This window comes from Caulobacter sp. 602-1 (genome assembly GCF_003931565.1).
Taxonomy (GTDB): domain Bacteria; phylum Pseudomonadota; class Alphaproteobacteria; order Caulobacterales; family Caulobacteraceae; genus Caulobacter.
This window is the reverse complement of sequence record NZ_RRYI01000007.1, coordinates 76,114-92,793: the sequence shown is the minus strand read 5'-3', so window position 1 is coordinate 92,793 and position 16,680 is coordinate 76,114. Positions and strand designations below refer to the sequence as shown.

The window sequence follows — 16,680 nt, the reverse complement described above, 5'->3', positions numbered from 1 at the left end:
ATGGCCGAAGCGTTCAACGACCTCACCCTCTCCGCCGACAAGGCGACCCGCTATGCCGAGGTCGCCGAAGAGATCGCGTCCGTGCTGGACGGCGAGCCCAACGTCACCGCCCGCATGGCGACGGTGGCCTCGATGCTGGCCAACAGCTTCGACCATTATTTCTGGACCGGCTTCTACGTCGTGGATCCGACCAAGGCGCGCGAGCTGGTGGTCGGACCTTATCAGGGCACGCTGGGCTGCCTGCGCATCGCCTATGGGCGCGGGGTCTGCGGCGCGGCGGCGGAGACCGGCGAAACCCAGCTTGTGCCAGATGTGCACGCCTTCCCGGGCCACATCGCCTGCGACAGCCGATCCGAGAGCGAGATTGTCGTGCCGGTCTTCGGCCCCGACGGCCAGCTGATCGCGGTGTTCGACGTCGATTCCGACAAGCCCGCCTCGTTCGACGCCACCGACCAGCTGTGGCTGGAGAAGATCCTCAAGACGACGTTTGCATAAGCCGGGCACAACCTTGTCGGGAACCTAACATATGGCCCGCTGATTGCAGGCTTGGTCCATCTTTCCCTAACCCGAGCCGGAGTAGGACAGATGGACATGTTGGACGTCGAAACCTTACACCCGAGCCTGCTGAGCGCCGAGGACGTGGCGCTGTGGCGGAGCCTGGCGGCCGCCCAGCCGGGCTTCGGCAATCCGTTGCTGGGCCCTGACTTCGCGCAGGCCATTGGAAGCGTTCGGGAAGACGCGCGCGTGGCGGTCGTCCGCCGCGACGGCCTAACCCAGGGCTTCCTAGCCTATCACCGTCGTCCTGGCGGTCTGGCGCGTCCGATCGGCTCTCCGCTGTCCGACTACCACGGGCTGGTGAGCCGTCCCGATGCGGGACTTGATCTGGGACAGGTGCTGCGCGCCGCCGACGTGTCGGTGTTCCGGTATACGGGTCTCATCGATCCCAATGGCCTGTTCCCGGCCTCGCGGGAGTCCGATCGCACGGCCTATATGATCGATCTGGGGGGCGCGACCGCCGAGGCCTATCTCGAGGCCATCCGCGCCGCGAGTCCCAAGAAGATCAAGAACTACCGCCGCCTGGACAACAAGCTGGACCGCGAGGTCGGGCCGGTGCGCCTGGTCGCCGGCGACGTCTCGCGCGACGCGTTCAACCAGCTGATCGACTGGAAACGCGAACAGCTGGAGCGGACCGGCGCCCACGACTTCCTGCGCGCCGACTGGACCCGCGAGCTGATGGCGGATCTGTTCGCGCGCCGCTCGGGAGACTTCCGCGGCCTGATGATCAACCTCTATGCCGGCGACACGCTGGTGGGGGGGCACTTCGGGGTTCGCCTCGGCGAGGTGTATCATCCGTGGATCGCCTCGACCTCGCCCGAGCACGCCGCCTGGTCGCCGGGCCAGATCTTCTTCCTGCGCGCCATCGCGGCCATGCCGGAACTGGGTCTCTCGCGCTACGATCTCGGTCCCGGCCACGATCACTACAAGCGGTCCTACGGCCTCAACACCGTTACGATCGGCGAGGGCGCGGCGACGGCCGCGACGATCGGCGGGCGCATGGCGCTGTCGATCGAGAACGCCTGGTCGATGGCCGGCGCCCACGGTGCGGGTCCGGTCGGCCGCCTGCGCCGCCGCATGGACGCCATCGCCAGCACCGAACTGACCATGTCCGGCCGGGTGCGCGACTTCGTGGGAGCCGTGGCCTCGCGCGCGCATCGCCGCCAGGGGGACAATCTGGAGGCCTGATGCCACGCGTGACGATCATGATCCCGACGCAGCGACGCCCCGACGGCCTGGCCGTCGCGGCGCGCTCGGTGTTCGGCCAGACCGGCGTGGACTGCGCCGAGCTGGAGCTGGTGATCGTCGACAACGACCAGGTCCCCTCCGCCAAGCCTGTCGCCGAGATGCTGGCCAAGGCCGCGCCCTTTCCGGTGATCTACGTCCACGAAAAGCGACCCGGCGTCGCCTTCGCCCGCAACGCCGGCATGGCCCGCGCCTCGGGCGAGCTGATCGCCTTCCTGGACGATGACGAGGAGGCCCCGGACGGTTGGCTGGCGGCGCTGCTGGCGGCCCAGGTCCGTTACGACGCCGATGTGGTGTTCGGTCCGGTTCGAACCCGCGCGCCGGATCACATCGTCGCGCACCGCGACTATCTGGAGCGCTTCTTCTCGCGCGAGGGTCCCGCCGTGGCTGGCGTCCTCGACCACTACTACGGTTGCGGCGACAGCCTGATCCGCCGCGCCGCCCTGCCGGACCCGGTCTCACCGTTCGCGATCGAGCGCAATCATATCGGCGGCGAGGACGACATGCTGTTCGGTCACATGCGCGTGGCGGGCGCGCGCTTCGCCTGGGAGCCGGCGGCCTGGGTCTGGGAAGAGCCCGTGCCCAGCCGCATGAACCTTCGCTACACGATCGCCCGGGCGTTCGCCTACGGCCAGGGCCCGACCTCGCACTGCGCCGCGGCCATCCCGCGCGACAATCTGGGCGTCGCCCGCTGGATGGTCATCGGCCTGGGCCAGGCCGCCGTCTTTGGCGCCGTCGCCGGCTTCAAGTGGCTGGTCCGCGCCAAGGACCGCGCCGAATGGCTGGACCGCGCCGCGCGGGGCCTGGGCAAGACCTTCTGGTGGGGCCCCTTCAAGATCCAATTCTACGGGAGGACCGCATGAGCGTGATCACCGACTGGACGGCGGACAAGGCCAAGGCCTTCGGCCGCGAGAACCTGATGTTCAAGCACGCCCTGCATGAGCGTCCGATGTTCGACGACGAGGGCCTGGCGCGCCTGCTAGACCAGTATCCGCGCGACAAGCTGGGTGTCTTCACCATGGGCGATGATCCCAAGGCCTGGACCACCTGGCGCAAGGGCTCGGCCGGAAATCTGAGCGGCGACCAGCTGCTGGAGGCCGCCAAGACCGGCCGCATCTGGCTGAACCTGCGCCAGACCAACGACCATGTGCCGGAATACGCCGCCCTGGCCGATGAGATCTTCGCCGACAAGGAGGCTCACGTGCCAGGCCTGCGCACCTTCAAGCGCGACGTCGGCATGTTGATCTCCAGCGCCAACGCCCAGGTCTTCTATCACCTCGACGTGCCGCTGGTGTCGCTGTGGCAGCTCCGCGGCGAGAAGAAGGTATGGGTCTATCCGGTGGCCGATCCTTATGTCGGCGACCTGGCCCTGGAGAAGATCGTCCTGCGCGAGACCGCCGAGCAGTTCGCCTTCGAGCCCGAATGGGACAAGGGCGCCCAGGAAGTGGTGCTGACGCCCGGGAACATGGTCACCTGGAAGCAGAACGCCCCGCACCGGATCGAGAACGGCCCGATGCTGAACGTGTCGATCTCCATCGAATTCATGACCCCGCCGGCCCTGATGCGGGCCAATGTCATCTACGCCAACGGCGTGCTGCGCCGGCGCATGGGCATGAGCCCGCGCGTGCAGGACGGCTTCGGGCCGACGGCGCTGGGCAAGCTGGCCGTGGCGCGTGGAGCCAAGGCCCTGGGCCTGCAGACGCCGCACGTGCGCCACCTGCCGATCACCTTCGGCCTGGATGCCGCGCGACCGGGCGTTTTGGTCGAGCCCGTGCACGGCTGACCTTGCCGACCGCCGATCTTTGCCGCACTGCTTGGGCGATGAGTAAAGCGGTTACGATCGAACTGGGAGAGGGCGCCGAGCACGACGCCCGGGCCCTGCGCAATGCGTTCGGATGCTTCACGACCGGGGTGACGGTGATCACCACCGTCCGCGAGGACGGTCGCAAGGTCGGGCTGACGGCCAATTCCTTCACCTCGGTGTCGCTGGACCCGCCGCTGGTCCTGGTCTGCGTCGACCTGAAGTCGTCCAGCCTGTCGTCGCTGGACGCCGCCGGCCGCTGGGCGGTCAATGTGCTGCACGCCGAGCACCAGGCCCTGGCCCGCCAGTTCGTCCAGAAGGATACTGATCGTTTCGCCGGCGTCGAGACCGAGACCTGGCGGACCGGCGCGCCGATCCTGCCCGGCTGCATGGCCAATTTCGAGTGCGAGACGCACCACGTCTTCGACGCCGGCGACCACCGGGTCTATGTCGGGCGGGTGGTCAAGCTGCGCTACGATCCCGACCACGAGCCGTTGGTCTATCTGCAGGGCCGGTTCCGTCGCGTCCATGTGGACGCGGAATGACTTGGCGCGATACGGCGTGAACCTTGGATGCTATTGACGCGCAAAACAGCGTTAGGGAGCGCATCATGCGAGACATCGCCCATTTCGTGAACGGTCAGACCCTGACCGGAGCCTCCGGCCGCTTCGGCGACGTTTTCAATCCCAACACCGGCGAGGTCCAGGCGCGGGTGCAGTTCGCGACCGACGCCGAGCTCGACGCCGCCGTCCAGGTCGCCGCCAAGGCGCAGATCGGCTGGGCGGCGACCAACCCGCAGCGCCGCGCCCGGGTGATGTTCGAGTTCAAGCGCCTGATCGAGCGCGACATGAACAGCCTGGCCGAGATCCTGTCGTCCGAGCACGGCAAGGTCATCGCCGACTCCAAGGGCGACATCCAGCGCGGCCTCGAGGTCATCGAGTTCGCCTGCGGCATCCCGCATATCCTGAAGGGCGAATACACCGAGGGCGCGGGTCCCGGCATCGACGTCTATTCGATGCGCCAGCCGCTGGGCGTCTGCGCGGGCATCACCCCGTTCAACTTCCCGGCCATGATCCCGATGTGGATGTTCGGCATCAGCATCGCGGTGGGCAACAGCTTCATCCTCAAGCCGTCGGAGAAGGACCCGACCGTGCCCGTGAAGCTGGCCGAATTGATGATGGAGGCAGGCGCGCCACCCGGCGTGCTGAACGTCATCCACGGCGACAAGAGCGCCGTCGACGCCATCCTGAGCCATCCGCTGATCCGCGCGGTCAGCTTCGTCGGCAGCTCCGACATCGCCTCTTACGTCTACCAGACCGGAACGGCGCACGGGAAACGCGTCCAGGCCATGGGCGGGGCCAAGAACCATGGCATCGTCCTGCCCGACGCCGATATGGACCAGGTCGTGAAAGACCTCTCGGGCGCGGCCTTCGGGTCGGCGGGCGAGCGCTGCATGGCCCTGCCGGTGGTGGTGCCGGTTGGCAAGAAAACCGCCGACGAGCTGCGCGAGCGCATGGTCGCCGAGATCGGAACCTTGAAGGTCGGCGTCTCCACCGACCTCGACGCCCACTACGGCCCGGTGGTCAGCGCCGCGCATCGTGACAAGATCGCCGACTACATCCGTATCGGCCAGGAAGAGGGCGCCGAACTCGTGGTCGACGGCCGCGACTTCCAGCTGCAGGGCTTCGAAAAGGGCTTCTTCATCGGCCCGTCGCTGTTCGACGGCGTCAAGAAGGGCATGAAGACCTACCAGGAGGAGATCTTCGGTCCGGTGCTGCAGATCGTCCGCGCCGACAGCTTCGAGGAGGCCGTGGCCCTGCCGTCCGAGCATCAGTACGGCAACGGCGTCGCCATCTTCACGCGCAACGGCCGCGCCGCGCGCGAGTTCGCCGCCAGCGTCAATGTCGGCATGGTCGGGATCAACGTACCGATTCCGGTGCCGGTCGCCTATCATACCTTCGGCGGCTGGAAGCGCTCGGCGTTCGGCGACACCAACCAGCACGGCGTCGAGGGCGTGAAGTTCTACACCAAGGTCAAGACGGTGACCGCCCGCTGGCCGGAAGGCGAGGCAGGCGACAGCAGCTTCGTCATCCCGACGATGAAGTAACTTTCAGGGGGCGGTGATGAGCGGTCTGGTTCGACGATCCTTGCTGTCCATCGCCTTCGCCGGGCTCCTGGCCCCGGCCGCCTTGGCGCGGACGCCCCTTTTGGCGAAGGCCGAGTGGGCCGCCATCGGCCAGTACGGCGACAAGGCCGCGCCCTTCACCGTCTTCGAGAAGGATGGGGCGCTGCATATCGACGGCGAGGGCTTCAAGTCCGCGCGGCTGACGCCTTGGGGCGGTGGTCGCTACGCCATCGCGGGCGGCGGCCAGCTCGTGCTGGAGAGGGGCGCGGCGCGCCTGGACGGCAGGACCCTGGCCTTCCACGACTTTGGGGCCGAGACGCGCGAGCGGATCCACAGGGCCGTGCGCGCTGATCCGATCGCCCTGCGCCGGCGCGCCCTGGCCGCGACGCCGCCGGTCGAGCCGGGCGAGCGCTTGCCGTCCGATCTGGTCGACGTGACCGCCATCGATCCTGGTATCAAGCTCGACATCCGCTATGCCGGATCGGACAACTTCATGGGCATCCCGCTCTACGAGAAGCCCGCCGCCTACCTGCAGCGACCGGCCGCGGAAGCCGTGGGGCGAATCCACAAGGCGCTGGCGGCCCAGGGCTATGGCCTGCTGATCCACGACGCCTACCGTCCCTGGTACGTGACCTGGATGTTCTGGGAGGCGACGCCGCCGGAGGACCATGTGTTCGTCGCCGATCCGGCGCAGGGTTCGCGCCACAATCGCGGCTGCGCGGTCGACCTGACCCTCTACGACCTCAAGACCGGCAAGGCCGTCGAAATGCCCGGCCTATACGACGAGTTCTCGACGCGATCCTATGCCGACTTCGTGGGCGGTACGACGGCGCAGCGAGCCCGGCGCGCGATCCTGCGTCAGGCGATGGAGGCCGAGGGTTTCGCCGTCTACCCCGAGGAGTGGTGGCACTTCGACTTCAAAGACTATGGCCGCTACCCGATCGGGACGAAGACCTTCACGGAGCTGGCGGCGGGCGCTTAGGCCTCCCAGGCGAATTCGACGACGGCCCAGCCGTATGAGCGGATCCGCCAGCGGTCGTCCTCGCGGACCTGTACGAAGGTCCAGCCGCCCAGCTCCTTGAACGGCGCGCCGTCGCGCACGCCGCTCCAGCGCGTGGGCAGGGTGAAGTGGATGAGGTCGCCCGTGACTCCGAAATCCTGAGGCCGCCCGAACGTGTGACGCAGGTCGCCGATAGCGCCGACATGCTTGGCCATCGTGGCGCGCCAGAGGGCCAGGCCCGCCTGGCCGTGGAAGATGTGCGGCGGGAAGTTCTCCAGAATGGTGACGTCGCCGGTGGAGAAGACGCCGTCGAGCAGAGCTTCGTCGCCAGTTTCGAGGAAGCGGGCCAGGGCTTCGGGCGCGGCCATCATGGCGGGGTCGAGAGCGGGCATCGAGTTTCCTCTGCGTGTCGTCCGACAAGCGCGTAGCGCCATCGGCGACCCAGGGGCAAGCGGCGGTGTGAGGCCTGACTCTCCGCTCCGCTATGGCCGGGGTGACAGGATGCATTTGATCGACAAGGCGTCGCGCGTCGCCGCGCCGAACTTGGTGTTGTCGAAGACGCACCAGGTTTCGGGCTCCTCGGCCAGTCGCGCCGCCAGACCTTCCAACGCGGCGGGCGCATAGGCGCTTTCGTAGATCACCGGCGAGCCATGCAGGCGGCGATAGGTCAGTCCGCGCCAGCCCCCAGGCTCGGCGGCCATCGGAACGATGGCTGGATCCGCTGCGACGCGGGCGACCTGAGAGTCGGCCAACATCCGGTCCGCCGTCGCTTCAAACCAGGTCGCGTGACGGGGCTCCAGCACGGTCGGAGCATCGGTCTGTGCGCGCCAGGTCTCCAGGAACATGCCGGCCCGCTCGGCCTCGAACCTCAGGCTGGGCGGCAGCTGCGCCAGCAGCGGCCCGCGCTTGCCGCCCAGGCCGTCGGTCTCGTCGAGGAACCGCGCCAGCAGATCCTCGATCCCGACCAGCCGCCGCTCGTGCGTGATGGTCTTCGGAACCTTCACCGCGAACCGGAAGCCGTCCGGCGTCGCAGCGGCCCAACGTTCGTAGGTTTTGCGCTGATGGGGACGGTAGAATGCGCTGTTGATCTCCACGCAATCGAACCGCGTCGCGTAGCGCTCCAGCCCCGTTCCCTCGGCCGGGAAGTCGAGGTCGCGCGGAAAGCTCCAGCCGGCCGTGCCGATGCGGATGGTCATGCCGGATCAGCGCGCGAAGCGCCGCTCCGGTTCAGTCCCGCGGTCGCCAGGCCAGGACGTCGGCGCTATGGCCGACGCCGGCCTTGGCGCAGATCGACTTGATGGGGCACGCTCCGCACTTGGGGCCTTCGTGCGGGCACAGCATCTGGCCCAGGCCCCGCTTCAGCAGCCAGTGCAGCTCAAAGAGGTCGTCCGCGGTCCATGTGTCCGGCGCCTGGGCCATCAGCGCGTGGTAGGCGTGGGTCGTGTCGCCCGCGCCGACCAGGCCGACGCGCTTGGCCACGCGGTGGACATGGGTGTCGACCACCAGGCTGCGCATGGCCAGCTCGCTGAAGTTCAGCACGCAGGCGGCGACCTTGACGCCGACGCCGGGCAGCACCTGCAGCTCCCAGCGGGCTTGATCGACCTCCAGGGTCTTCAGGTGGTTCAGCGACAGCCAGCCGACCTTGGCCTCGATCATCTTCAGGGCGGTGGTCAGGTGGCGGGCTTTGTCGGCGGGGAAGGCGACGTCGTCGATGATCCGCGCCACGGCCGCGACCGGCGCCTGGGCCAGGTCCTCCCAGCACCTGAACTCGGCCCGCAGGCGCAGGAAGGCGGCCCATGAGACGGCGTCCTGGGTGCGGCCGCTGATCGACGACTTCACCAACTGCGAGATCGGATCCATGCGCGCCACGGGTCGCTGCGGACCGAACTCGCAGAGCAGGGCGTCGCGCACGCTTTCCAGCGGCGACCGGGCCAGGCCTAGGGACAGCTGCATCGAACCTCGCCGAATGAGAACATAATGGGAACATTATGCGCGCCGAGCGGCGTTGTCCACAGGCGTTTGTTTGGTCGGATCAGGGGCGGTAGCGGCCCCACAACGCCGTCACCCGACGGCGCAGACGCTGGAAGGCGACGCGCGCGGGCGTCGGCGCCGGGTCGAGCGCCGGACGTTCCTCCTCGGGCAAGGCGATGCCGACGAAGCGGGCGATCAACGCGCGCAACGCCGGTTCCTGGACGGCGAGGGCGGCCTCGACCGGGGTCATCCAGTCCAAGGTGCGCTGGCCCTTTTCCGGCCAACTCTGGAGCTCGGTAGTGACCTCCAGCGGATAGACGTCGACCTTTACCAGCCGCGCCGCGCCGCTCTTCAGCTTCTTGAGGTACTCGTACTCGCCGATCGGCTGTTCGGCGATCACGCCCACCACGCCGGCCTCCTCATAGGCTTCCTGGGCGGCGGCGGCGGCGTCGGCCTTGTCCTTCATCGGCCAGCCCTTGGGGATCACCCAGCGGCGGGTCTCGCGCGACGAGACCAGCAGGACGCGCAGGGCCTCGCCCTCGCCCCGCCAGGGCAGGGCCGCGACCTGGCGGCGCTTGCCGCCACCGCCGCCTGGCTTGCCTGTTCCCGCCTTGCCGCTCGACCTCGCCACGTCACCCCAATCCCAAGTCCGCGAACCGCGTGGTCCGCCGGACCCGCAGAATAATGGCTGCTGTCGCCCGAGTCGTCGCGTTGAACCTCGGTGCGACAACTCGCTCGCGCGCCGGGCGCGGAGCCGCTCCGGCGAATATCATCTGTAAACGGATCGATTCCCCGGGGGCGAGGGAAAACCACGGGCGTGGACGGGTGTCAAATTCGTTCGGTATTTTGGCGGTGCGGGCTCGCGTGCGGAGCATGCCTCAGGCAGGATCGCGCCCGTTCAATCCGGATCGGAGCCGCGTCATGGCCTTCACGCTGACCGTCAATGGAGAAACCCGGACAGCCGATGTCGATGGCGACACCCCACTGCTGTGGGTGCTGCGCGACACGCTGGGTCTGGTTGGAGCCAAGTTCGGCTGCGGCGCGGCGCTGTGCGGCGCCTGTACGGTGCACCTGAATGGCGCGCCGGTCCGCGCCTGCGTCACGCCGGTCAGCCGGGTCGGGGCGCGCGCCGTCACCACCGTCGAGGGCGTCGGCAAGACCCCGGCCGGGGCCAAGGTCCAGGAGGCCTGGAAAGCGATCGACGTTCCGCAGTGCGGCTACTGCCAGGCCGGGCAGATCATGTCGGCCACGGCCCTGCTGACCGCCAAGCCCAAGCCGACCGACGCCGAGATCGAGGCCGCGATGAATGGCAACCTCTGCCGCTGCGCGACCTATCTGCGGGTCAAGAAGGCGATCAAGGCCGCGTCCGGCCAGGTGGAGGTCTGATCATGGACGGCGAACTCCTGCGCGATCCGACACGCCGCTTCGTCCTGAAGAGCGGCGCGGCCGCCGGCGGCGGCCTGCTGCTGAGCTTCACCATGGCCGCCGAGGGGAATGCGGTCGAAGCCAAGCGGATCAACGCCTATGTCCGCATCGCCCCGGACGGCAAGGTGACGATCGCTTCGAAGGTCCCGGAGGTCGGGCAGGGCATCAAGACGGCCCTGCCGATGCTGATCGCCGAAGAGCTGGACGTGGAGTGGTCGGCCGTGACCGTCGAGCAGGCCCTGGCCGACGCCAAGGTCTACGGCCGGCAGGTGGCCGGCGGCAGCATGGCCACGACCCTGGAATATGACGGCCTGCGCCGCGTCGGCGCGACCGTGCGGGCGCTGCTGATCCAGGCCGCCGCCACGCGCTGGAACGTTCCGGTCGATAGCTGCGAGACCGAGCCGGGCTTCGTCGTCTCGGGCAAGAACCGCGCGTCCTATGGCGAACTGGCGGAAGCCGCCGCCGCTCTTACCCCGCCCGATCCAAAGACCTTGGTCCTGAAGGATCCGAAAGCCTTCCGGATCATCGGCCAGAGCCATAAAAGCCAGAACCTCGACGCCATCACCACGGGCCAGCCGCTGTACGGGATCGACGTGGTCGTGCCGGGCATGCTGTTCGCCACCTTCGTCAAGGCGCCGGTCTATGGGGCCAAGGTGGCCAGCGTCGATCTGGCCCCGGCCAAGGCGGTGAAGGGCGTGCGCGACGCCTTCGTCATCGAGGGCGGGACCAACCTCAATGGCCTGCTGCCCGGCGTGGCGGTGGTGGCAGACAGCTGGTGGGCGGCGCGCAAGGGCCGCAATGCGCTGGAGATCCAGTGGGCCGAGCACCCCACCGCCGCCCAGTCCAGCGCCGGCTTCGCCGCCAAGGCCGCCGAGCTGGCCAAGGCCCCGCCACAGCGCACGGACCGCTCGGACGGGGATGTCGACACAGCCTTGAAGAGCGCGGCCAAGGTCGTGGCGGCGACCTATAGCTATCCCTTCATCGCCCACGCGCCGCTGGAGCCGCAGAACTGCACGGCCAGCGTCAAGGACGGCAAGGTCGAGATCTGGGCTCCGACCCAGAACCCCGAGCCGGGACGCAAGCTGGTCGCGGCCGCCCTGAACGTGCCGGAAGAGGCGATCACCATCCACCTGGTGCGCGGCGGCGGCGGTTTCGGCCGGCGGCTGAACAACGACTACATGGTCGAGGCCGCGGCGATCGCCGCCAAGGCCGGCGCGCCGGTCAAGCTGATCTGGACGCGCGAGGACGACACGCGCCACGACTTCTACCGTCCGGGCGCCTGGCACAACCTCACCGCCGGCCTCGACGCCTCGGGCAAGGTCACGGCCTGGAAGGACCACTTCGTCAGCTTCGGCGAGGGCGACAAGTTCGCGCCCAGCTGCGGCTTCAACGCCACCCAGTTCCCGTGCCGGGCGGTCGACAACTACCGCGTCGACGTCTCGGTCATGCCGCTGGGCGTGCCGACCGGGCCGCTGCGGGCGCCGGGCAACAACGCCTTCGGCTTCGTGCTGCAGAGCTTCACCGACGAACTGGCCGTCGCGGCGGGCAAGGACCCGGTCGCGTTCCGTCGCGAACTCCTGGGCGAGCCGCGCCTGCTGGGCGAGCCGGGCAAGGGCGACAGCTTCCACACCGGCCGTATGCGCGGCGTGCTGGACCTCGTGGCCGAAAAGTCCGGCTGGGGCCGCGCGCTGCCCAAGGGCTCGGGCCTGGGTTTGGCCTGCCACTACAGCCACCTGGGCTATGTGGCGGTGGTCATGCAGGTGACGGTCAAGGATGGCGCGCTGAAGATCGAAAAGGTCTGGGCGGCCGCCGACGTCGGCCGGCAGATCGTCAATCCGAACGGAGCCGAGCAGCAGATGCAGGGCTCGATCCTCGACGCCATCGGCTCGACCCTGCGCCAGGAGATCACCTTCGAGAACGGCGCGGCCAAGCAGGGCAATTTCAACACCTTCCCGCTGCTGCGGATGGCAGACGCGCCGGACGTCGAGGTGCACTTCAAGCTGTCGGACAACAATCCGACGGGCCTGGGCGAGCCGGCCTATCCGCCGACCCCGGCGGCGCTGTGCAACGCCATCTTCGCCGCCACGGGCAAGCGCATCCGCAGCTTGCCGATCGGCGACCAACTGGCCTAGGACCGGGAGATACTCTTCAAGCGAGCGCCTTCATGTCCCAGGTCACCGTCGTCAGCCACCCGCTCGTCCAGCACAAGCTGACCAAGATGCGGGACAAGCGGACCTCGACGAAGACCTTCCGGGCCCTGATGCGCGAGGTCGCGACCCTGATCTGCTATGAGATCACCCGCGACCTGCCGATGGACGCGGTTCAGATCGAGACCCCGGTCGCCCCGACCACGGCCTATGAGATCGCCGGCAAGAAGCTGGTCTTCGCGCCCATCCTGCGCGCGGGCCTGGGAATGTGCGAGGGGATGCTGGACCTCGTGCCCTCGGCGCGCGTGGCCCATATCGGCCTCTATCGCGATCACGAAACGCTCGAGGCGGTCGAGTACTATTTCAAGGCGCCGGAAGACATCGCCGGCCGCCTGGTCATCGTCGTCGACCCGATGCTGGCCACGGGCCATTCGGCCATCGCGGCGATCTCGCGGCTGAAGGCCGCCGGCGTCGCCAATCTGCGCTTTGTGTGCCTGTTGGCGGCCCAACCCGGCGTCGAGGCGCTGCGGGCCGCGCACCCCGACGTGCCGATCTGGACGGCGGCGATCGACGCGACCCTGAACGAGCACGGCTACATCGTGCCGGGCCTGGGTGACGCCGGCGACCGGACGTTTGGCACGCGGTAGTCCCGCTCCTATTTCTTGGCGTCCTTGACGGCGTCCTTCAGCTCGCCCTGCTTCAGGTTGCCGGCGACCTTGTCCTTCTTGCCTTCGTTCTTCAGGTCCTTGTCGCCGACGACCTTGCCGACGCCGGACTCGACCTTGCCGATCGTCTCCTGCTTGCGGCCGGCTTCCTTGTCGCAGGCGCTCAAGGTCGTCAGCGCGATCATCGAGGCCAGGGCGAAGGCGAGGGGACGTTGCAGGGTCATGGGTAAAGCTCCGTGTTGTCCGCAAGGAACGCAAACGGAGCCCTAGCGATCCGGGCCTAGTTCGGCAGCGCCTTGACGAAGGCCTTCACCACGGTCGCGGAATTGTCCGAGGCCAGGGCCATGAAGGTGTGCATCTCGTTGGCGCCCGCGCCGCCGCCGGCAAGGTCCGACAGGCTGCGGAAAGCGATGAACGGGGTCGCGTTGACCAGGGCCACGTGGGCGACGGCGGCGCTTTCCATATCCACGACGCGGGCCTCGAAGGTGGAGCGCAGATATTTGCGGTAACCGGCGTTGTCGAGGAACACCGGGGCTGACACGCCATTTCCGCCGACCACCACCTTGGGCGGATGGACCAGGCACTTGTCGACGGCGCAGCGCTGCAGGGCGACATCGGCGGCGACCTGGCGGGCGGTGGCCAGCAGGGCCGGATCGGCCGGGAACCAGACGCGGGCCGGCGCCGACAGGTCGGTCCCCGGCAGGATGATCGCGCGCGGATAGATCATGCCGTAGTTGGCCAGCGGGCTGTTGCGGATGCTGTCCGAGACTTCGAAACCCTTGTCCGTTTCGCGGGCGAAGGCGCTTTCCAGGTTCTGAGCCCACTGGTCGGCGACCACCACGTCGCCGATGTCCAGACCCTCGTCGACGCCGCCGGCGATGCCGGAGAAGACGATGCGGGTGATGTTGAAGCGGTCCAGCGCCATCTGGGTGGTCATGGCGGCGTTGACCATCGAGACGCCGCTGAGGAACACCACGACCGGCTTGCCCTCGAGCTGACCCGTCGTGAACCGGACGCCGTGGACGTCGAAGGTCTTCTGCTCGCTGGTCGCGGCGTTAAGCGCTCCGATCTCGGGCGGGAAGGCCGAGATCACCGCCACGCGCGGGGTCTCGTCCAATCTCTGCGCCAAGGCGGGCGAGACGACGAGGAACAGGCAGGCCAGGACGAGGGCGGGTAAGCGCATGGCGACTCCGAGGCGGAACAGCTTCTGCTTAGCGTCCCAGCCGCCGGGCCCCAAGGGCGGAAGCCTATTCGGCGGTCATCATTTGAATTGTGATCGTGAAACGGGAAGTCTTTAAGAAATGTCCGAAACCGCGTAGGCCGTTGGCTCGATGTCCAGACGCGTTCCTCTGATCTATGTCGCCGACGACGACGAGGCGACGCTCGAGCTGGTCGAGGCCTATCTGGCCCGCGACGGGCTGGAGGTCGTGGGTTTTCCGGCCGCCGACCGGCTGATGGCGGCGGTCCCGGCGCGCCGGCCCGACGCCATCCTGCTGGACGTGCGCATCCCCGGCCAGAGCGGCCTCGACGCCTTGAAGGCGCTGAAGGAGTCCGAAAACGCCGACATCCCGGTGCTGATGCTGACCGGCGACGGCCGCCTGGACCGCATCGTCCAGGCCATGCAGCTGGGCGCCAAGGGCTATGTGATGAAGCCGTTCGACGGTCCCAAGCTGGTCGCCGAAGTGCTGGCGATGCTGGAGTCCGCCTAGAGCCTGTCCGTTTCTGATGGAATCATCAGAAACGGACAGGCTCTATCTCAAGCATCTGGAGCGTGGCGGGCGCCGAAACCGCTCACACTTTCGGCTGCCACGCTCTGAGGTCAGCCGATCAGGCTCTTCAGCCACGCCACGACCTCGCCGCACCACGCCAGGAAGTTCTCGAACACGCTGACGGGCCTGGGCGGAGGCGGGGGCTTGATATCGACCGGTACGAACCAGCTTGGCGCGGCCGGCGGGGCGCAGTTCATCCGCATGCCGACGCCCTTCAGATAGCCGCGTCGCACGCCGCCGGACTGGATGGCCTTGGCGATGGCCTTGTCGTGCTTGGCCGCGCCCGTCAGGCGGCGGATCCAGCCGCGAAACGGCAGCAGGTCGTGGGTCGTGTCGCGCACCCCGGCCACGCCCGCGCCATAGGCGGCGTCGGCGACCTTCTTGCCGCGCGAGCGGTCGTCGGGCGGCGGGGCCTCATCGAGGTCGGGGCCCAGGGCCGCGTCCAGCCGGCCGATCTCGGCGGCGATCGGCTCGCAGCGGGTCAGGCCGGTCAGGTCGTAGGGATCGGTCACCGCCCGGGCCAAAACCGGCGGGATCGGCTTCCGCTTGAGGTTCAGGTCTTCCAGCGGCGCGGTGGCGGCGTCGCGGAAGGTGTCGTGCTGCTGCAGCGTTCCCGGATCGCCCTGCGCGAAGGCCGGGCCGGCCAGGACGAGCAGCGCGAGTACAGGGGCCGCTCGCATCACGGCCGCCGCACGACCTGGCCGCCCTTCATGACGAAGACGACGTCCTGTGTCGCCTCGATCATCCGGGTCGGATCGCCCTTCACCGCCACGATGTCGGCGAGGTAGCCGGGCTTCAGCTGGCCGAGGTCGCCCGCGCGGCCCAGCACCTTGGCGTCGACCGCCGTGGCGGCCAGCAGGGCCTGGGCGGGGCTCATGCCTTCCTTGACCAGCCAGACCAGCTCGCGGGCGTTGTCGCCATGCCGGAAGACGCCGACGTCGCTGCCCATGCCGATGGTGACGCCGTTCTTCACCGCCAGCTTGAAGGCGCGTTCGGCATTGACCATGGCCGCCGTCGGCGGGGTCTTGCCGGCGACATAGCCGCCGAAATAGGTCGAGGTGCTCTCGACCGCCGTCAGGGTCGGGAAGAACACCACACCCTTTTCGGCCATCAGCTTGAAGGTGGCGTCGCTGCCGCCATAGCCGTGCTCGATGGTGTCGACGCCCGCCACGATCGCGCGGCGCATGCCTTCGTCGCTGGAGGCGTGGGCCGAGACCGGCCGACCGCTGGAATGGGCCGCGTCGACCAGGGCCTTCAGCTCCTCGATCGAGAAGGTCGGCTGCGTGGAGCCATCGGGTCCGACGCGGTAGTCGGCGTAGACCTTGATCCAGTCCGCCCCGGCGCCGGCCTGCTCGCGGACGGCCTTGACCACTTCGGCCACGCCGCTGGCTTCCTGCGCGCCCTGGGGCAGGTCGGCTTCGGGATTGTAGTTCTTGCGGGCCGGGCCGTACGAGCCGGTGGCCACGATCGCCTTGGTCGCCACGAACAGGCGCGGACCCGGGATCAGGCCGTCGTTGATCGCCTTGCGCAACGGAACGTCAGCCGCGCCGACGCCCTCGGTCCCGAGGTCGCGCAGCGTCGTGAACCCGGCCTCAAGCGTCGCCTTGGCCTGCACTGCCGCCCGCAGCGCGCGGTAGGTCGGCGTCTCCTTCAGCACCTGATCGTCCCACAGGGTCTCGTTATAGGGGTGCAGGAAGAGGTGACTGTGCAGGTCCATCAGGCCGGGGATCAGGGTTGCGCCGGGCAGGTCGACGATCTCCGCGCCCGCGGCGTCGATCTGGGCGGCGGGGCCCACGGCGGCGATCTTGCCGTCCTTGACCAGCACGGCCCAGCCCTCGCGCGGCGGGCCGGCGTTCTCGGCCGTCCAGACCCGGGCGGGCCTGAGCAGCACGGGCTGGGCGGCGAGCGCGAGGCCGGGCGCCAGGATCAGGGCAAGGGCGGTGAGCAGACGGCGCATGGGACGACTCGTGTTTGACG

The 16,680-nt window shown here is 68.5% G+C and carries 19 protein-coding genes; 11 read left to right on the top strand and 8 right to left on the bottom strand.

Annotated features, from left to right (window positions below):
- The 7 genes from EIK80_RS19610 to EIK80_RS19580 all read left to right on the top strand — a co-directional run bounded on the left by EIK80_RS19610 (position 1) and on the right by EIK80_RS19580 (position 6,708).
- Complete coding sequence (locus tag EIK80_RS19610; protein ID WP_125158705.1) at positions 1–495, top strand: GAF domain-containing protein; 495 nt, start codon at positions 1–3, stop codon at positions 493–495.
- Between the two features lie 96 nt (positions 496–591).
- Positions 592–1,743: a GNAT family N-acetyltransferase gene (locus EIK80_RS19605; RefSeq protein ID WP_125158704.1), complete on the top strand. Its 1,152-nt coding sequence runs from the start codon at positions 592–594 to the stop codon at positions 1,741–1,743.
- A complete protein-coding gene (locus EIK80_RS19600; RefSeq protein WP_125158703.1) occupies positions 1,743–2,663 on the top strand; it encodes a glycosyltransferase family 2 protein in 921 nt (306 codons plus the stop codon). The genes EIK80_RS19605 and EIK80_RS19600 overlap by 1 nt, the downstream gene beginning before the upstream one ends.
- On the top strand, positions 2,579–3,583 hold the full coding sequence (locus EIK80_RS19595) for a hypothetical protein (RefSeq protein WP_125158702.1): 1,005 nt from the start codon (positions 2,579–2,581) through the stop codon (positions 3,581–3,583). The genes EIK80_RS19600 and EIK80_RS19595 overlap by 85 nt, the downstream gene beginning before the upstream one ends.
- A 38-nt stretch (positions 3,584–3,621) precedes the next feature.
- Positions 3,622–4,146 (top strand): flavin reductase family protein, encoded by a 525-nt coding sequence (locus tag EIK80_RS19590; protein ID WP_125158701.1) that lies wholly within the window; start codon positions 3,622–3,624, stop codon positions 4,144–4,146.
- 65 nt (positions 4,147–4,211) lie between these two features.
- Positions 4,212–5,708 (top strand): CoA-acylating methylmalonate-semialdehyde dehydrogenase, encoded by a 1,497-nt coding sequence (locus EIK80_RS19585; protein WP_125158700.1) that lies wholly within the window; start codon positions 4,212–4,214, stop codon positions 5,706–5,708.
- Positions 5,709–5,724: 16 nt separating this feature from the next.
- Positions 5,725–6,708: a M15 family metallopeptidase gene (locus EIK80_RS19580; protein ID WP_125158699.1), complete on the top strand. Its 984-nt coding sequence runs from the start codon at positions 5,725–5,727 to the stop codon at positions 6,706–6,708.
- Here EIK80_RS19580 and EIK80_RS19575 read toward each other — a convergent pair.
- The 4 genes from EIK80_RS19575 to EIK80_RS19560 form a co-directional block, all read right to left on the bottom strand.
- Positions 6,705–7,118: a hypothetical protein gene (locus EIK80_RS19575; RefSeq protein WP_125158698.1), complete on the bottom strand. Its 414-nt coding sequence runs from the start codon at positions 7,116–7,118 to the stop codon at positions 6,705–6,707. The two genes, EIK80_RS19580 and EIK80_RS19575, sit on opposite strands and share 4 nt — an antisense overlap.
- Positions 7,119–7,208: 90 nt before the next feature.
- Entirely contained in the window at positions 7,209–7,922 is a 714-nt protein-coding gene (locus tag EIK80_RS19570) for a DUF72 domain-containing protein (protein ID WP_125158697.1), read from the bottom strand.
- A gap of 31 nt (positions 7,923–7,953) precedes the next feature.
- Positions 7,954–8,679, bottom strand: a complete 726-nt coding sequence (gene nth / locus EIK80_RS19565; RefSeq protein WP_125158696.1) for an endonuclease III — start codon at positions 8,677–8,679, stop codon at positions 7,954–7,956.
- Between the two features lie 79 nt (positions 8,680–8,758).
- Positions 8,759–9,328: an NUDIX hydrolase gene (locus EIK80_RS19560; protein WP_125158695.1), complete on the bottom strand. Its 570-nt coding sequence runs from the start codon at positions 9,326–9,328 to the stop codon at positions 8,759–8,761.
- Between the two features lie 290 nt (positions 9,329–9,618).
- Between EIK80_RS19560 and EIK80_RS19555 the strand changes: the two genes are divergently transcribed.
- The 3 genes from EIK80_RS19555 to upp are packed head-to-tail and all read left to right on the top strand — an operon-like array spanning position 9,619 to position 12,916.
- Entirely contained in the window at positions 9,619–10,083 is a 465-nt protein-coding gene (locus tag EIK80_RS19555; RefSeq protein ID WP_125158694.1) for a (2Fe-2S)-binding protein, read from the top strand.
- Between the two features lie 2 nt (positions 10,084–10,085).
- Entirely contained in the window at positions 10,086–12,254 is a 2,169-nt protein-coding gene (locus EIK80_RS19550) for a xanthine dehydrogenase family protein molybdopterin-binding subunit (RefSeq protein WP_125158693.1), read from the top strand.
- Positions 12,255–12,286: 32 nt separating this feature from the next.
- The gene (gene upp / locus EIK80_RS19545; protein ID WP_125158692.1) at positions 12,287–12,916 is read left to right on the top strand and encodes a uracil phosphoribosyltransferase; all 630 of its coding nucleotides are present in this window, start codon (positions 12,287–12,289) and stop codon (positions 12,914–12,916) included.
- Between the two features lie 8 nt (positions 12,917–12,924).
- Here upp and EIK80_RS19540 read toward each other — a convergent pair whose 3' ends face one another.
- Positions 12,925–13,158, bottom strand: a complete 234-nt coding sequence (locus EIK80_RS19540; RefSeq protein ID WP_199743549.1) for a CsbD family protein — start codon at positions 13,156–13,158, stop codon at positions 12,925–12,927.
- A gap of 56 nt (positions 13,159–13,214) precedes the next feature.
- Complete coding sequence (locus tag EIK80_RS19535) at positions 13,215–14,117, bottom strand: 5'-methylthioadenosine/S-adenosylhomocysteine nucleosidase (protein ID WP_125158691.1); 903 nt, start codon at positions 14,115–14,117, stop codon at positions 13,215–13,217.
- A 148-nt stretch (positions 14,118–14,265) separates the two neighbouring features.
- Between EIK80_RS19535 and EIK80_RS19530 the strand changes: the two genes are divergently transcribed.
- Positions 14,266–14,643 (top strand): response regulator, encoded by a 378-nt coding sequence (locus EIK80_RS19530; protein WP_125158690.1) that lies wholly within the window; start codon positions 14,266–14,268, stop codon positions 14,641–14,643.
- A gap of 110 nt (positions 14,644–14,753) precedes the next feature.
- On the opposite strand, the gene EIK80_RS19525 is transcribed toward EIK80_RS19530, so the two are convergent.
- On the bottom strand, positions 14,754–15,383 hold the full coding sequence (locus tag EIK80_RS19525) for a hypothetical protein (RefSeq protein ID WP_233586889.1): 630 nt from the start codon (positions 15,381–15,383) through the stop codon (positions 14,754–14,756).
- On the bottom strand, positions 15,383–16,660 hold the full coding sequence (locus tag EIK80_RS19520) for an amidohydrolase family protein (protein WP_125158689.1): 1,278 nt from the start codon (positions 16,658–16,660) through the stop codon (positions 15,383–15,385). Before EIK80_RS19520 ends, EIK80_RS19525 begins: the two co-directional genes overlap by 1 nt.
- Between the last annotated feature and the right edge of the window lie 20 nt (positions 16,661–16,680).

Excerpts from the sequence above, each read along its gene's own strand:
- nth (WP_125158696.1), bottom strand. The coding sequence starts at position 8,679 with ATGCAGCTGTCCCTAGGCCTGGCCCGGTCGCCGCTGGAAAGCGTGCGC.
- EIK80_RS19555 (WP_125158694.1), top strand. The coding sequence starts at position 9,619 with ATGGCCTTCACGCTGACCGTCAATGGAGAAACCCGGACAGCCGATGTC.
- EIK80_RS19585 (WP_125158700.1), top strand. The coding sequence starts at position 4,212 with ATGCGAGACATCGCCCATTTCGTGAACGGTCAGACCCTGACCGGAGCC.
- EIK80_RS19535 (WP_125158691.1), bottom strand. The coding sequence starts at position 14,117 with ATGCGCTTACCCGCCCTCGTCCTGGCCTGCCTGTTCCTCGTCGTCTCG.
- EIK80_RS19525 (WP_233586889.1), bottom strand. The coding sequence starts at position 15,383 with ATGCGAGCGGCCCCTGTACTCGCGCTGCTCGTCCTGGCCGGCCCGGCC.
- EIK80_RS19550 (WP_125158693.1), top strand. The coding sequence starts at position 10,086 with ATGGACGGCGAACTCCTGCGCGATCCGACACGCCGCTTCGTCCTGAAG.
- EIK80_RS19595 (WP_125158702.1), top strand. The coding sequence starts at position 2,579 with ATGGCTGGACCGCGCCGCGCGGGGCCTGGGCAAGACCTTCTGGTGGGG.
- EIK80_RS19610 (WP_125158705.1), top strand. The coding sequence starts at position 1 with ATGGCCGAAGCGTTCAACGACCTCACCCTCTCCGCCGACAAGGCGACC.
- EIK80_RS19605 (WP_125158704.1), top strand. The coding sequence starts at position 592 with ATGTTGGACGTCGAAACCTTACACCCGAGCCTGCTGAGCGCCGAGGAC.
- EIK80_RS19570 (WP_125158697.1), bottom strand. The coding sequence starts at position 7,922 with ATGACCATCCGCATCGGCACGGCCGGCTGGAGCTTTCCGCGCGACCTC.
- EIK80_RS19575 (WP_125158698.1), bottom strand. The coding sequence starts at position 7,118 with ATGCCCGCTCTCGACCCCGCCATGATGGCCGCGCCCGAAGCCCTGGCC.
- EIK80_RS19520 (WP_125158689.1), bottom strand. The coding sequence starts at position 16,660 with ATGCGCCGTCTGCTCACCGCCCTTGCCCTGATCCTGGCGCCCGGCCTC.
- EIK80_RS19600 (WP_125158703.1), top strand. The coding sequence starts at position 1,743 with ATGCCACGCGTGACGATCATGATCCCGACGCAGCGACGCCCCGACGGC.
- upp (WP_125158692.1), top strand. The coding sequence starts at position 12,287 with ATGTCCCAGGTCACCGTCGTCAGCCACCCGCTCGTCCAGCACAAGCTG.
- EIK80_RS19590 (WP_125158701.1), top strand. The coding sequence starts at position 3,622 with ATGAGTAAAGCGGTTACGATCGAACTGGGAGAGGGCGCCGAGCACGAC.
- EIK80_RS19580 (WP_125158699.1), top strand. The coding sequence starts at position 5,725 with ATGAGCGGTCTGGTTCGACGATCCTTGCTGTCCATCGCCTTCGCCGGG.
- EIK80_RS19530 (WP_125158690.1), top strand. The coding sequence starts at position 14,266 with ATGTCCAGACGCGTTCCTCTGATCTATGTCGCCGACGACGACGAGGCG.
- EIK80_RS19540 (WP_199743549.1), bottom strand. The coding sequence starts at position 13,158 with ATGACCCTGCAACGTCCCCTCGCCTTCGCCCTGGCCTCGATGATCGCG.